This window comes from Cryobacterium sp. TMT1-66-1 (genome assembly GCF_004403435.1).
In the GTDB taxonomy this organism is placed as follows: domain Bacteria; phylum Actinomycetota; class Actinomycetes; order Actinomycetales; family Microbacteriaceae; genus Cryobacterium; species Cryobacterium flavum.
The window spans coordinates 115,752-129,492 of record NZ_SOGP01000009.1; the positions used below are offsets into that span (position 1 = coordinate 115,752).

The following is a 13,741-nucleotide window of genomic DNA, read 5'->3' on the forward strand; positions in this document are numbered from 1 at the left end:
GAGCTGGGAGTCACCCCCCGGCAGGTGAGGCGATCTGCTGCCAGCGGACGCTTTGTTGCCACCAAGTACGGCAGCTCACACGCATTCTCTCAGCGACAGATTCAGGCTCGCGAACGCACAGCACACCGAGGCCGCAACTGGACAGACGCTGTGCAGATGGCTGCTCTTGACCTGCTCGCTACTAAGAAAACCTCTGACCTAACCAACGCAGCGCTGAGCAGCACCGAGCGAAGCCGACTGAAGCAGCGCATCCGAAGCATGGACGTCGGCGCGCTGGCTGGCCAGATCCTACGCGGCCGCGTGTCTCTACGGCGAGCTGCAAGCGACGAGGCCAAGAATCGTTTCGTAGCCGCGCTGACCAGTGAGCTTGGCCTCTCCGCTGGTGGCGGACTGGGCATACTGGTCGCACACGACGCCAGCCGCGCGGCCAGAAGGGCACGTCTAGGCCTCGATGACTCCGGCGACATTGCTGTTGTTGAAGGCGACGAGGTTCACCAGAAAGTTCTCGAAGCGTTGGCTCTATACATGTACGGCGATGCGCGCGAATGCTCAGCCGCGACCCACTGGATCGCATCTGCGCAGCAACACATATGAGTCCCGGCCCGCTGATCAGCCGTCCGCTGATCAACATTGACGCTCGATCCAGCAAATGGGAAGAATCGCCTTGGCCGTCAGCCTTCGAGCTCGCCCGGCTGCTCCCGCAGAGCTCATGGACACTCGTTGGTGGCCTCATGGTGAAGCTTCATGCTGAGCTTGCTGAGCTGCCAGCCCCGCGCACGACAGTCGATGTCGACTCGGCACTCCACCTCGAAACCAAGGCGATCAGTTTTCCCCAGGCAGCCGCACTCTTGCAGGGAGCTGGCTACGTCCTGGATAGATCGACCAACTACGCATACCGTTTCGATCGCGGACTTGAGCGGGTGGACCTCATGTGCGCGGATCGACAGTTCATCTTCAGAGGCCCTCGATACGGCGGCCGCCCACTGTTCGGAATCCCCGGAGGCACCCGCGCACTCCAGCAGACGATAAATGTCGACGTCTTGACCGAAGTCGACACCGTGAGGCTCGTCATCCCCAGCGTTCGCGGCGCGCTGGTACTCAAAGGCGCTGCCTATCTGGCGGACTCTCGAGATCGAGGCCGTCACGCTGAAGACGCAGTGGTGCTCCTTGCCTGCATGGACGATGCCAGCGAGGCGCTGCTCGGGCTGAGTCAACAGAGCCGGGGACGGCTCCGCGCTCTTGTCAACGTACTGACCGAGCAGACGGCGCCCTGGGCCAACCATGATGCCGTCGTCCAGTCGCTCGCACGGGAAACGCTCGACGAGCTAGCCGAACTGCTGGGCAAGTAGCCAAGTAGCCAAGTAGCCGGCGTCCGCCGGAGCGAGCCGCCGGCCGAGTGATCATCGCGCTGTGCCCAGACAGACAGACAGGCGGCCGGCCGGGCCGGCCGAGAGTCGGATGTCCGGCCTGGCCTGGCCGAGCGCGACCGGGCAGTGATGCAAGTGGCCGGGCCGGCCAAGCCAGGCCGGACAATCTCTGAGGTTGTGAACGGCCACGCAATCAGTCGCGAGACAACCAGTCGTGGAGCGGGTTGCCAAATAAAGTGTCGCGCCAAGCAAACTCCACGATTTCCGCGGATCTAATGTTTGGGCCACCCAGCAATCGTTGCAATGCGCTCATTGCTAGGTGACCACAGAAACATCGCTACGGGCGATACGCGAGACGTATGCGGACTTGGACGGCTGGAAGGCACGTGGCGAACGAATGCCGCAGGAGGAGCCTGAACCGGGCAGCCGGCTCGCGATTGATCCTGCCGCAGTCAACATTTCTGTCGACGTTATGGCGCCACTGTCCGCGGTAGGAGCAGTGGTACGTCGCAACCGTCCCCGTCGAACTACCTACAGGTTAGCGAAGGGCAACAACAAGCTCGGCTCAAGCCGAGCACCCTCGTCAATCTGAACAGCCCCAATGCGAAACGCATCTATAGGTCTTCTGTAGCCACGACACGGCTTCTTCGCCGCGCTACCGAGTTCTCCAAAACGCTCTGCCCCGCCGCTGTAGGTTCCTGACTCAGTTCTCCTTGGCCACTGCCGAAATCACAAGGAGTCCTGTGCACCTTTCACCGCGCCAATCCCCGTCTATCTGACACGGCCAACTGGATGTGTGAACCTCGTCATGTGGTCATCGGGGAAGATCACGCGGGAATACCCTTTACACATGTCACCAGCACCTGATGTACTTCCGATCGTTTTGGCTTCAATCACAGTCGTGGTCGCGGCAGGCGTATCACTTAGTGGGGCCTTCATGCCGAACGTCGGTCTCGGTCGAATTGAGAGACTTTCGTCTGCGATTGGCAAGCTCTCTGGTCAAGACAAGGCCGCTCTCAAGGAAGTGCGGACGAAATTGATCAAGAACTACGTCAAAGCATCTTCTGCATGGCCACTAAGCGCGGACCGGATTCAAGTAGCCGTGTTGACTGCCGGTGGAGTGCTGATGCTAGCTTCGCTGGTTGCGAGCTTCATTGCGGCTGCGTCAACTTCAGTGGTATCGCCCGGTCCGTGGAGCACCTGGTGGATCGCTGGGTATTTCCTTGGCCTGGGCACGGTCGTAGTCAACTTGATCGTCTTGCTCTGCCGGAGAGCTCACGCCAAGAAGACTCAGGAGCGAGACACACCTCAAGCTATGGTGACCGCTCCAACGCCGCCGAGCGGCACAGCGCCGACTCCCGACACAGCAGAAGCAGCTGTGAACGCGAATGGATTTCCCTCGGCCTGACGCTGCTGCAGCTCGTCGATGTCTAAGCCAAACTTCGTGCGACTTCTTCAGCGATGAACGATGCGTTGATCCCCTCCAGCCGGGTTTTTCGCTCAGCTTCAGCTAGCTCGCCACGTGCGATTCTGGCCTGAGTTTCTGCGACCTCTTCGAGGGTGAATGTTTCCGACTCGATCAGGAAGGCAATCTGTTCCTCGGAAGCAGCCGCGGGGCTTAGATGCATTCGTCATGCCAGCGCCCTTACGAACCGAGCACTTGCCACTCCGGCGCTGTTGACGGCGGCGGGGCAACCGCGCCGCAGAACGCAACGCTTTTCCGCAGCTCGGCTCGAGTTGTGGGGTCCGACATGGTCTCTCCTGACGGGTGGAAGTTGAGTATTGCGGATCAATCACAAGCCGCGTGGGCTCACCGAGCCGTGAGCAACTCTGTACTTTCAGGAAGGCGCGGTGGTAGGAGTTGTTGCCAGTCCACGTGTCTTACGCTACGTCCGGTTGCGGGAGGTGCAGCGTCGATGGCCCGAAGAACCTGCCGCGATGAGACGCGTAGTGTCTCGGCGAGCCGTCGCCGGGTGATGAGACCGTCGAGCAACATCGTGTGGAGCAGATCGACGTCGAGATCTGTGATCTCGGTTCCAGGCCAGCCGACACCGACGACCACGTCTGGCGTCCATGTAACCGGTTCCCAGCTTCCGTGCGAGCGAAGGAAAGCTTGACCGTATCGGTCGAACGCGTTCTGAAGTTCGGCAGTCATCCGTGTGCAGAAGTTGGTGTACTCCGCGGAGTCGTCGCGGGTGAGTCCGATGCGGAGTGCGTCAGGGAACTTGTCGACGCCAGCTGCCGTGATTCGTTGCCAAAGGTATCGACGGGCGTTGCGGAGTCGCCGATGCGTTCCGGGGTCGCTGAAGACGCTGTCCGCAAGGAGTTCCCAATGCGTGCGCGGAAGAAGTTCGGTCGCCGGCAGATCGGTTCGCTTCGGGTAATCGATGACGAAGTCGCCGTCATCAATGGTGTGTGCGAGTTCACTGATTCCTGCAAGGAGTCCGTGGGTTTCCTCGGATGTGCCCAGCATGTTCGGACGGAGGATTGCGGCGAGGTTCTTCTCCTCGTCGCGCCCAGTGCTTCCGGACGTCCCGGCCACGCGCACCGCATGAGCGAGCGCACGTGCCAGCGTTGCCCCGTCAACCTTTCCGCCGACATCGAACCGACTGCACCATGCCGGCCATAGCTGTTCAGGAATGCAAGCCCACCGCTTGGCGGGAATCCAGCGCTGGGGACGGTGGACGGCGAGTGTGATGGGGTCGACGGCAGTGTCCCAGAGGATGCGTTGGCTGATCGTGAGGTCTTGGTCGTGGGCTCGAAGGATCTGGGCGCGAAAGGGCTCGGGAGCGTCGGGCCACCTGGTGAGGAGTTCGAGTGGGCTGCCGGGTCCGTATCCGGCGCCACGGGGCACGTGGGAGGGCGGGCGGGAAAACGAGGCTCTCCGGATCATCGCCTTCGCGTCAGCCTCGGGCGCGTGAGTCAGGATGAACGCCGCCCCTGCCAGTCCGGCCATCGCGTAGGCGCTCTTCGGTGCGCTGATGCCTACGTGTTTCTCGTCGTCGAATAGCCCACGCAACTCTCCGCTGTCGAGCCCGCTGAGCAGGCCTATTTCATCGAATGCCTTCGCTCCCCGAAGCCCGGTGGCGGCGGCCTGCAGTAGCCGGAGAAACTGCATAGATATGCCTGCTCGTTCGCGGCGAAAGATGGTCCGTTGGGCCAACATGGGAGCGGATCCCTCCTTGAGACGGAAGTGGTCCCAAGTCTCTTCTAGCTTCGCGCGGCACGCTATCCTTCTCGTTGCGCCTTCCGGTGCGGTGTTGGCTCGGCATGTGGATGGGTCGAACAGGTCTGTGTTACGACCGCGCATCTCGACGACTTCGCCCTGACACCAAGGACAGGCGTCGAGCAGGATACGACGGTGCGTCGTGCACGCGAAAGCCCAGGGGCTCCGCCAGCGAAGCTGGAACACGCCCGGGTGATCGTGTAAGCAGTCCGGACAATACCTGGTTCCGGCTTGCCAGGACCAGGTTCCACATCTCGAGACTGTTCCGGAGAGCTGCCCTTCGCCGCGTCCGTTGAGCGTGAGAAGCTTCTCGTCGAGACTCTCCATGGTGGCACCGCGGAGCCGGCGCTCGGTGATGCCTGTGGAGTAGGAAATGTTCGCTGCGATCTCGGGAAGGAGTCTGGTGCCGAGCGCGGTGATTGCGGAATGCGGAACCTCAGCAAGCCCGAATGCGTTGAAGAGCGCGGCTCTCGAGACCGCGAATGTCTGCCATGCCCATCGGCTGATTGCGCTGTGCAACCATTCGCCTGGGTAGAGATCTACAGGCACCCCCAGACGGATCGGCGTGCCAATTCGTGCCCTCATGGCTGGCAAATGACTGGGTAGGTGCCGGCATCGAACATAGCCATGCGTTGCATCCGTTGGCGTTCGACTTCGTATTCTAGTTCGATGTTGTCGAGCGTCGCCCGGTCGATGGTCTCGCTGCCGGTCTCGATGGCGCTGGCGGCAGCAAGGTTGATCAACAGGACCAACGAGTTCAGATATCCCTGAGTTCGGGCCCACATGTAGGCGCCGAAAGCGTCAGCAAGCCAACCGTCGTTTGATGGCGCGGCTGCGAGCCGAAGTCGAGTCTCGAATGAGTAGACCAGATCAAGCCAACATTCGAGTTGTGCGGTCGTTTCGAGTTCGAGCTTGGGAACGTCGACGCGTATCCATCGCCCTCGGGAGTTCCGTGCGGCGACTTCGACTGCAGGAGTACCGCCCGCGTTGAGCACCCAATCGATATCTGTCCCAGCAAGGATCACGCGCAGTCCGAAGTTGGACATCCATCGGATGATGTTGTGAACGTCGCGGCCCGTCTTGCCGTCGAAGTTGACGTGTTGGATCTCATCGATGATTACGAGTTGCACGCCGCACTGTGCAACAGCTCGTTCGAATGCACGTTGGGGGTTCCTGTCGGTCGGCCAACCCAGCTCGTCGCAAAGCAGCCGGATGACGTCGTATCGAGTCATGGGTCCGTGCAAGTGAACGTAGACGACTGGGCGGAACGATGCGAGGGGTTTGGCGACGCCGTCCTCGATGGCGATGCTGCGATGCAACGCGAGCCGCCGCATTTCTTCGGCGGCGTGGGTCTTCAGCATCATGGTCTTTCCCACGCCAGGCTCACCATTGAGAATCGGGATGTCCTGCTGATGCAGGTCCGAACGTATCGCGGAGTTTGCGATGAGTCGAAGCCGGCCCATCACGTCTACAACGACGCTGGTTTCCATCAACGGCATCATGCGTAAGTAGCGGGTTCTGCGCACGCGGAATCGCTCGCGCTCTCGGAGGCTCATCGCTGTCAGCTGTGCCACGGTGACACAGCCAGGGTCTGGGACATTGTCGGCAAACACATCGCGGATCCATGCCCGATCGTCGTCGCTCAGGAGCTGCAGGTGGTCAGATTCGGTTGCCTGGAGGAGGGGTGCGGGAGGCATCGTCAGAACCTGTTCTGGTTGTAGGGCTGAAGTGCACGTCGAGCTCGAGGGGCACGCGCTGCGGCCAATTGCTCCGCCACAGCATCGGCCGCGCGCGAGTCAGCGCTCGGGGGCGACTCCATGACCAGATTTCGAGGTTCCTCTGGGCGTATCGGGGGAACTGGGCTTGGCAGTGCCTTCCGAGGCACCGCGCGCTGGGCCGCCGCGATGAGGGCCTCCTGCTGTGGGGGAGAGTTGCGGGCGCTGTCAGTCAAGCTTGCCGCCCGGGCCTGCATGAGGTTGTCTGCGAGTTCTTCGTGCCGGATGGCCTCAAGCGCTCCATCGTCGTACTTCCCGGCGAAGATCTCCACGAGGATGCGCTCGGCACTATGTGAGCTGACCTTCTTGTCGGCGAACTTCTCGACTACGTGGTTCGTGTGGAACTCACCGAATCGCGGAGTGTGCTCGGTCAAGTAATGCCAGCGGAGTGGGTGCAAGGAGCCCTCCGCGTCGAAGCACCACGTGATGCGGAGATCGAACGGGTCGTAGAAGATCCGCAGCTTTCCCGTCTTCATCACCACAGGGTCCCCCTGTAGCCTCCGCAAAACCGGGCTCTGGTAGTTGAGCCGCTTCACTCGCACTCTGCTTGGGGAAATCTTCGCGGTCACGGAAGGGAGGAAACGCACCCAGTCGTGCTCGTACTGGATGTCTGGAATTGCTCCCACCTTCTCAGCCAGAATGCCGTACATCGTGAACGGGCTGAGTCGCGCGAACGGATCCTCAGGGAGGACCAGCCCTTGATGCGTGCGGTGGTTGTATAAGTCGATGCACTGCCGAAGCCGACGTTCGAACTCCGCCGGAGACATCAGCTGCTCAGCCTGCGGGTTCTCTCCTTTCTCGTGCACGGAGCCGCCCGTGAAACCCGGCATCAGCGCCTCGAACATGTCCTTGATGGTTCGGAACACCCGCTCAACCTGTGCCTTGTCCGTCGGAGTGTACGAGCGCTGCGGCTCGTAATGGATCCCGAGCCGTCCCATCTGCGCGGTGACGTAGGTCGACACATACTGCTTGCCGTTGTCGACCACGACGCCTTCAGGGTGGAAGGCTGCTGAGTAAAACGACACGAAGGCGTCGGGTCTGCCGACGAATGGTTGACTGAACGCCAAGCTATCTTCGTTCGTCCATTCCGCTGCCAGCGCCGCGGTCTTGGGACGCAGTACATCTGCCAAGCACAACCCGATGGCGAACTTCGTGGTGGTGTGCGTGATCGCGAGTCCCACGACGCACCGGGTTGCGAGGTCAATTGCGAGGGTCACATCGAGGCGGAACACCCGGTCAGTTCTCGGGTCCTTGACCCAGACGTTCGCCTTTGTCGTGTCGAACAGAACCAGTTCTCCGGGGCGAGTCGCGAGTCGGGTCGTCCCGGACGACTTGGGGACGTTGACCTCGGAGATGCGGTTCTTCGCACTGGCACCAAGGTGCGACCAGCCGCCGCGCATTTCTTGCACTCTCCGCCGCAGCGTGCTGGTCGACGGTAGGACCAGCGACGGCTTCTCCTTCGCGCAGAAGATGCGGAACGCTCGCACGAGCGCGAAGTCCGACTTTGTCGACTTCAGCGCGTGATCGTTCATGAACGTCAGCAGTGAGTCAACGACTTCGTCGTCGGTGCGCCATGTCCGTGGCCGGGTGTACCGGCCATCGAGCAGATTCTGCTCATCACGCCAGCGCTTCATGATGCGCTGCAGACGTCTCATCTCACTGCGATGAAGGACGTTGAATCCCTTCCGTTTGCCTTTGTCCCGCGCCTTCTCCGCGAGGAGTCTCGCCAATGTGCGGCGGCGCAGACCCTCGGGCACCAATGCAGGATCCAGATCCGCTCCAGGACGATCCGTGTCCGGCTGATCCGCGCGCCGCCCAGTGAGCATGATGTGAAGCAGGTCGGAGTCTTCCTTCAACCGCGACTGCGTCTGCACAGTGAGACGTTCTTCGATGTCGTGCAAATGCGCTAGATCTGGTGGCGGGGCATCACCGCGGAGGGCAACCGCGATTTCAGCCGCAGGGACCTCCGTGGCATGCGATCCATCGGGGTTCGAGATGAGAACCATCGCGCCGACTGTCCGGATAACAGCTCGCTCGCCCTGCCAATCGAGCTCTATGCCAGGTCGAATCCATTGAACGTCGCTCATGGACGCCGCAGCTCGGCTTCGACGGTGAAAAGGGCCGACATATCGACCGCGAGTTGATGGTCCCAAAGCAGCCGTCGCAGCACGACGAGTCCTGTCGAGGCGGGGATGTGATGCATGTCTGCGACAGCTTCGAGGAGCGTCCTGACTCGGATGCCCGGTCGATACGCTGCGAGCAGCTTCGGTGCGGCATCGCGCATCATGGTGTCAGGTACGCGAGCTGCAGCGAAGTTTGCGAGGTTTTCGGTGATGACCGGCGGAGCTCCAGACCAGACGACGTGCTGCATCCCAGACCTTGCGAGCAAGCGCTCGACGATTTCGTGACGCCGCACGACATCGGGGTCCACCGCGTCGGACGGCCATTTCACGTTGACAACAACCACGGCCCCGCTAGTGCTGATGACCGCGAAGTCCGGGGTGTGCGAGTCCAGTTCGTGATCGGGAGGGAAGTCGATCGTGAACGGTTGTGCCGCGATGTGCGCCACGGCCTCGTGCCAGTCGGCGAGGATGGCGAATCGGCGTTCATGTTGTGATTCGCAGGCGACGAGGTCCCCGACTGTGCGGCTGAAGTAGGCAACCGGTTTGTTCCCCTGCCCGTGACGCCGGGAGAAATCCCGCATGGGATGGCAGAAGATCAAGTCTTTGAGATCGACCTGATTCAGCCTGCGCGCATACCCGGTCCGTCCGTCGCGCGATAGCAGGATACGTGCCGCCTTGTCGCCTAGCGTGCGTTCCGGCAGCCGAATTCTTCTTGGACCCCGGATTGGTCGAAACAGGCGCGCACGCGTGCCCTCGGCGAGTTGAATCTCGGCGCGCAGCGCCTCCAAGGCGTCTTTGAGTTCGTGCGGGGTGCGGCCGGCGGATTTACCGGCGGTAATGGCGTTTTCCCAGGAGATGGCGGCAGCCGGTGACTGCATGGCCGCTCCGACATCGCGCGAGTCGGCAAGTTCTACATGCATTGGGTTGGAGCGGCGAAGACGATCGGACTTCACGGGTGACATCTCCGTGCGTTCGTGACCATGCATGACGACCTTCTTCCGATGTGAACGCTTGACGATGCATCCCCGCGGCGAGGTGAACATTCTCGCTGGCGGGGCGTTGTGTTGATCGACATATGTCGCCGCCGAAGTTGAGGGAAATCGACACGGCTTCTATCCAGCAATGTAGCGGTGGGAGGGAGGCACCCATATCTCTCTCCAGAACCCGGCGAATTTGACCGCCGCAGGTGCCGTCCAGAAGCAAACCACGGCATAGATAACTCCCATCCGGTTCCTACTCGTTGCTGAGCAAAAAACGGACCGGTGTCCCGTTCCCAGTTTTCGATTTGCATGGCCCGTTGAGATAGATTCTCAGTAAAGGTCTATTGCGGGTATTACGTTGTGGCCTATACCGTTCTTGCATGAGCCTCGATTTGGGCACGGCGTTCGATATCTTGCTCGACAGCGGCGTCGAGGTCGTCGGGGGCGACGGTGAGCGCGTGCTGATTGGCAGGCTGGGATCGAGGGCGCTCCGGTACAAAATCGTTGTGACGAAGCGGGTCGAGGACTCTGAGCGCGTGCTGTCGGACCTTGAAGTCGCCGCCCAGAGGGGCGACCTCCTGCTCTATCTCGTGGAGCGAGCGAGCGATGCTTTGTGGCAGGCGGCTGAGACTGGGGACGTCGCCTTCGTCGCTGTTCGGGACCGCCTGTGTTCAGTCGCTGGCCGTACGTGGCCCGAGCAAGTGGAAGAACCATCTCGGCCGAACTTCAGACTATGCGCATTAGCTCGCGTCCTATTATCGACATCGACTCCCCTGTTTCAAGGCGCGCCCCGCTCGCGCGCGCAGCTCAGGGGCGCGTCCTTAGGATCCTCGCTTGCTCGCACGATCGGTGTTAGCCAGCCCCATGTCAGCGTGTTATTGCGGCAACTCCCGATCGGCTCGGTAGAGCAAGTCGCCGGCGGTTGGGAGGTCAGCAACTTTGACCGGCTCTGGGATTGGCACAAATCCGTTTATACGGGTCCGGGCGGTATCCGAATCGCATGGCGTAGCGACCGTAAACGCACCAGTCAGTTGAATGATCTAAGGAAAGTGGCGGGCGACGCGGCCGTCGCCTTGAACCACGGCAGAAAGGCGGCGCGGATCCTCCTGTCCGGTTTCGAGGCAGTGCCCGCGCCACTTCGAGGCACTGATCACACTCCCGTGGTCGGGCTCGGGGAACAACCCCTCGTGGACTTCCGAGGTCCGGTAACCATATTCAGCCGGTACATTACTTCGTCGCTGACGGAGATGCGGTACACCCGTTGCCCACAGATTGACGCCACTGTGCAGCTCGTTCAGCCAGCGGATCCAACTGTCTACAGCACAGCGGCCGCGTGGGGCAATGAAGGGCGCACCGATCCACTCGTCACCGCGTGGGAACTAACGCACGGGGCGCAAGCTAATCAGAGTCAGGCGGCAGGCCTTCGCGAGTGGGCTCGGGCGTACACGCACCACTCCTGACCAAGAACTTCCAAAGTATTGCTCGGGTCACTGGCACGGATGTAACCTGCACACACCAGTGTCGCTGCACGGCGCGCCGGGACTAACGCGGTTGGCGCCGCTCCGGTCCGGTGTCGACGAGGTGTCCCTACAAGACGCCTCGCAGTGTGACAGGTCGTGTTCGGCTAAAACGTGACCCAGGCTCGTCCCTGCTGGAATTTTGTCATGCCTTTCCCCAGCTGGCAATGATGAAGAAGGGACGAGCGATGTCGGAAGTGCATGATTTGCTGCTGGACGGAGTGCTGGGCGCCAACGAGGTGGTGCTGGACGCTGAGGCGCGGACACGGCGGTGGGCTCAGCAGCGGAGCCACCTGGCGCGCGTGGCGTATCTGAACGGGGTATCCATCGACGAGATCGCGGACAGAGTGGGACAGCCGAAGTCCACAGTCCGTGGCTGGGTGGCTGCCGACGAACACGATTCTGCCGACGGCGGGCCAACCTGAGCATGCCTTCTCAGCGTTTGGCCATCCGCTGGACGATGGCCGGAAGGCCGCGCGGCCTTGCGCTTCGATGCACCAAATCCCATGAACGCCACCGCCAGAACGGTCCTGTAGGCGACCCGTTAGCCAATGGAACTGTTAGCACGATTCTCATTCGCTCCATGACTTGGCCGCCGGCTATCGGTCAACGACTCTTTGGCCCATTGCATCGTGTTCGGACCACGGATCAATTTCGCGGGTCGGCTAATCCACGATTCCGCGCTCACGGATTGCACCGGAGCCGGTTAGCGCGAACCCGCGCGGCCTTCCAGCGGTGTGAGCGCTGTGCGGGTAACCACCCGTTGCTGTTCGCTCTTATCCCTACGGTGCTCAAGCGATGAGTAGTCCGTCAGGCACGCTCATTGTCAATTGTCTAGTTGGACCGCACGTCACCACGCAAAGTCGTGCAGCCACCAGACACTCTCTACGTCTGTTCCCATTGCCGGTCGAAACCGACCAAGCGCATGAACTTCGGCGCAAGGACGGCCAGCCTGGCAATCACGTCGGTGATAGCTTCGGTCGTCATCAACTCGGTCGCGGGCACTGTGAGTCGGTAAGCCGCGACCCACTCGAGCCACGTTGGCGCAAAGAAACGGTTCCATCGCTCGAGGTCATCGCCGGCTTGGTGGGATGTCGGGTCGCTCAGGTGAGGCAGGAGCGGCGTAAGATCCTAGGCCAGTCGGAAATCAGCTGTTCGCGAATACATTCGCACAGCGAGTCACCGAACGTGATCAAGCGCTCAGGTGACGTTGGGCCAGTGGCTTAGCCTGTCACTGTGGCCCGCCAAAACCTCTGCGATGGTGTCGGATGCGGGGGCCGAACGAGCTGTTGAGAGCATCGCTCGGGGCTTGGTAACTTTATCAGCGCACGGGCCAGCCGATAACTTTATCAAGCACTCGGGTTTGTGCGAGATGTTGGTCAAGAGCGGGCTCCAAGCGTGCTTGTGAATCTCTATTAACTTGTATGAATTCTATTAACATCGCACACCCGGCGCATTCTGCCCGAGACGTGGCTTTCCCCGAACGCGGGGAGGTTCGGTGCTCACGGTCAGGAGGCATATCCCCGGGGGTTCTGTCGTAGATCCAGCGGACGGCTGCCGGCACTCGCGCTGGCCCACCCGCTACTCAAGAACCATCGAGCCCTGTTCCAGTCCAAACTCGAGCGACTCTGACACCAAACAAAGCGCGTGTTGCGCACCCCTGCGCCAGGACGTCAACGTCATCTCAGTGAAGACTGACGGCGTTGCTTGGGTTCGAAGCCAGCGGTCGCAGTCCCCGTGCAAGTGCCGACCGCATAGATCATCGATCGCAACGCCGGCTTCGCCTCGAGGCGCTTCCCACCGAGGTTATAAATCGAGTGGGTGCGTTTCGCTAGATAGCCGATATCTTCGCGAAGCCCAGCAACGTGGTCGCGCTGATTGGGTTGTTCGTCAACGATGAGCTCGACCATACTTTCTGGCGAGGTTGAGCTGGTCTGCACCGTAGAAATACTTGTGCAGAAGCGCCAAGTGCATGACGTGGAGCCAGCAGTCCGCCGAATCTCTCGTCACACCGATGACGAACGACTCGGAGAGAGGAAACGTAGCGCTCATAGCCTCGTAGCCGGCCACCGAGGACCCAAACATGCGAACGCGATCGTTAGGTGTCGGCGGCACGCGCCCTGCGGTGGCGACTAGAACGGGCTGATGCTCCGCGCGGGTCATCTGGGCGCCTTCTGTGCAGGGATCCAGGCTGCTACTCAAGACGAAGCGTTGCCATGACCTCTGCGGCCAACTCGGATTTCAAGTAAGGGCGAGGAAGGTTAAATACGCGAGCACCCCATGACGTTAGTTCGCTTTGGTAGCCCGGCTGTGCCTTTGTTCCCAATAGCGCTTGGACGGGCGGAGCATAAATCGCGATGACGAGCGGAACCTCATGCGCAGCCATCTTCGTTTCGAACTGCGCTCTGCCGTACGCAATCTCGCTGTGGGACAGGTCCGCTGCGCTTGGGGTCGGCCGTCGTACGAGATCTGCAAACCCGATATCGGCCGCAAGAGCGGCTCGCTCGAAATGACGCTCGCCATCGTTTAGCTTCATCAGGCCTTCTTTGACCAGCATCATGATTCGACCGCGCGCACCCTGCCCTTGAAAATACTGCCCCGCCATAACGCTCGTCAGTGAGGGATTGATTCCGACTATGACGGCCCGCGGAGTGGCGGGCCAGACTTCGGCCAGTGTGAGCACCTCAGCGCCCATCCACTCGACACACTCCTGATACCCGATGAGGTCGGTCACGGGGCTGGCCTGCCGCCCG

General features: G+C 61.2%; 12 protein-coding genes. 5 read left to right on the forward strand and 7 right to left on the reverse strand.

Features of this window, described 5'->3' with window-relative positions; translation table 11 throughout:
* Positions 1–156: 156 nt before the first annotated feature.
* The 3 genes from E3T29_RS06435 to E3T29_RS06445 all read left to right on the forward strand — a co-directional run bounded on the left by E3T29_RS06435 (position 157) and on the right by E3T29_RS06445 (position 2,775).
* A complete protein-coding gene (locus E3T29_RS06435; RefSeq protein WP_134344728.1) occupies positions 157–594 on the forward strand; it encodes a hypothetical protein in 438 nt (145 codons plus the stop codon).
* Positions 591–1,349 (forward strand): hypothetical protein, encoded by a 759-nt coding sequence (locus tag E3T29_RS06440; RefSeq protein WP_134344729.1) that lies wholly within the window; start codon positions 591–593, stop codon positions 1,347–1,349. Before E3T29_RS06435 ends, E3T29_RS06440 begins: the two co-directional genes overlap by 4 nt.
* 868 nt (positions 1,350–2,217) lie before the next feature.
* Positions 2,218–2,775 carry a hypothetical protein gene (locus E3T29_RS06445; RefSeq protein WP_134344730.1) on the forward strand — a complete coding sequence of 186 codons (558 nt, stop codon included), beginning with the start codon at positions 2,218–2,220 and terminating at the stop codon, positions 2,773–2,775.
* 22 nt (positions 2,776–2,797) lie between these two features.
* On the opposite strand, the gene E3T29_RS06450 is transcribed toward E3T29_RS06445, so the two are convergent.
* The 5 genes from E3T29_RS06450 to E3T29_RS06470 form a co-directional block, all read right to left on the reverse strand.
* Positions 2,798–2,995, reverse strand: a complete 198-nt coding sequence (locus E3T29_RS06450) for a hypothetical protein (RefSeq protein WP_134344731.1) — start codon at positions 2,993–2,995, stop codon at positions 2,798–2,800.
* Between the two features lie 182 nt (positions 2,996–3,177).
* Positions 3,178–5,178, reverse strand: a complete 2,001-nt coding sequence (locus E3T29_RS06455) for a TniQ family protein (protein WP_134344732.1) — start codon at positions 5,176–5,178, stop codon at positions 3,178–3,180.
* On the reverse strand, positions 5,175–6,290 hold the full coding sequence (locus E3T29_RS06460) for an ATP-binding protein (RefSeq protein WP_134344733.1): 1,116 nt from the start codon (positions 6,288–6,290) through the stop codon (positions 5,175–5,177). The genes E3T29_RS06455 and E3T29_RS06460 overlap by 4 nt, the downstream gene beginning before the upstream one ends.
* 2 nt (positions 6,291–6,292) lie before the next feature.
* Positions 6,293–8,374, reverse strand: a complete 2,082-nt coding sequence (locus E3T29_RS06465) for a Mu transposase C-terminal domain-containing protein (protein ID WP_166792341.1) — start codon at positions 8,372–8,374, stop codon at positions 6,293–6,295.
* Positions 8,375–8,451: 77 nt separating this feature from the next.
* Positions 8,452–9,411: a TnsA-like heteromeric transposase endonuclease subunit gene (locus E3T29_RS06470; RefSeq protein WP_166792342.1), complete on the reverse strand. Its 960-nt coding sequence runs from the start codon at positions 9,409–9,411 to the stop codon at positions 8,452–8,454.
* A 440-nt stretch (positions 9,412–9,851) separates the two neighbouring features.
* Here E3T29_RS06470 and E3T29_RS06475 point away from each other — a divergent pair, with 440 nt between their 5' ends.
* Together E3T29_RS06475 and E3T29_RS06480 are read left to right on the forward strand one after the other, a co-directional pair.
* Positions 9,852–10,931 carry a hypothetical protein gene (locus E3T29_RS06475; RefSeq protein ID WP_134344736.1) on the forward strand — a complete coding sequence of 360 codons (1,080 nt, stop codon included), beginning with the start codon at positions 9,852–9,854 and terminating at the stop codon, positions 10,929–10,931.
* Positions 10,932–11,155: 224 nt separating this feature from the next.
* Positions 11,156–11,413: a hypothetical protein gene (locus tag E3T29_RS06480; protein ID WP_134344737.1), complete on the forward strand. Its 258-nt coding sequence runs from the start codon at positions 11,156–11,158 to the stop codon at positions 11,411–11,413.
* A 1,254-nt stretch (positions 11,414–12,667) separates the two neighbouring features.
* On the opposite strand, the gene E3T29_RS06485 is transcribed toward E3T29_RS06480, so the two are convergent.
* Positions 12,668–12,898: a hypothetical protein gene (locus E3T29_RS06485; RefSeq protein ID WP_134344738.1), complete on the reverse strand. Its 231-nt coding sequence runs from the start codon at positions 12,896–12,898 to the stop codon at positions 12,668–12,670.
* A 284-nt stretch (positions 12,899–13,182) separates the two neighbouring features.
* A complete protein-coding gene (locus tag E3T29_RS06490) occupies positions 13,183–13,722 on the reverse strand; it encodes a uracil-DNA glycosylase family protein (protein WP_134344739.1) in 540 nt (179 codons plus the stop codon).
* Positions 13,723–13,741 lie beyond the last annotated feature (19 nt).

Excerpts from the sequence above, each read along its gene's own strand:
- E3T29_RS06455 (WP_134344732.1), bottom strand. The coding sequence starts at position 5,178 with ATGAGGGCACGAATTGGCACGCCGATCCGTCTGGGGGTGCCTGTAGAT.
- E3T29_RS06470 (WP_166792342.1), bottom strand. The coding sequence starts at position 9,411 with ATGCATGTAGAACTTGCCGACTCGCGCGATGTCGGAGCGGCCATGCAG.
- E3T29_RS06475 (WP_134344736.1), top strand. The coding sequence starts at position 9,852 with ATGAGCCTCGATTTGGGCACGGCGTTCGATATCTTGCTCGACAGCGGC.
- E3T29_RS06440 (WP_134344729.1), top strand. The coding sequence starts at position 591 with ATGAGTCCCGGCCCGCTGATCAGCCGTCCGCTGATCAACATTGACGCT.
- E3T29_RS06460 (WP_134344733.1), bottom strand. The coding sequence starts at position 6,290 with ATGCCTCCCGCACCCCTCCTCCAGGCAACCGAATCTGACCACCTGCAG.
- E3T29_RS06435 (WP_134344728.1), top strand. The coding sequence starts at position 157 with ATGGCTGCTCTTGACCTGCTCGCTACTAAGAAAACCTCTGACCTAACC.
- E3T29_RS06485 (WP_134344738.1), bottom strand. The coding sequence starts at position 12,898 with ATGGTCGAGCTCATCGTTGACGAACAACCCAATCAGCGCGACCACGTT.
- E3T29_RS06450 (WP_134344731.1), bottom strand. The coding sequence starts at position 2,995 with ATGCATCTAAGCCCCGCGGCTGCTTCCGAGGAACAGATTGCCTTCCTG.
- E3T29_RS06480 (WP_134344737.1), top strand. The coding sequence starts at position 11,156 with ATGATGAAGAAGGGACGAGCGATGTCGGAAGTGCATGATTTGCTGCTG.
- E3T29_RS06445 (WP_134344730.1), top strand. The coding sequence starts at position 2,218 with ATGTCACCAGCACCTGATGTACTTCCGATCGTTTTGGCTTCAATCACA.
- E3T29_RS06465 (WP_166792341.1), bottom strand. The coding sequence starts at position 8,374 with ATGGTTCTCATCTCGAACCCCGATGGATCGCATGCCACGGAGGTCCCT.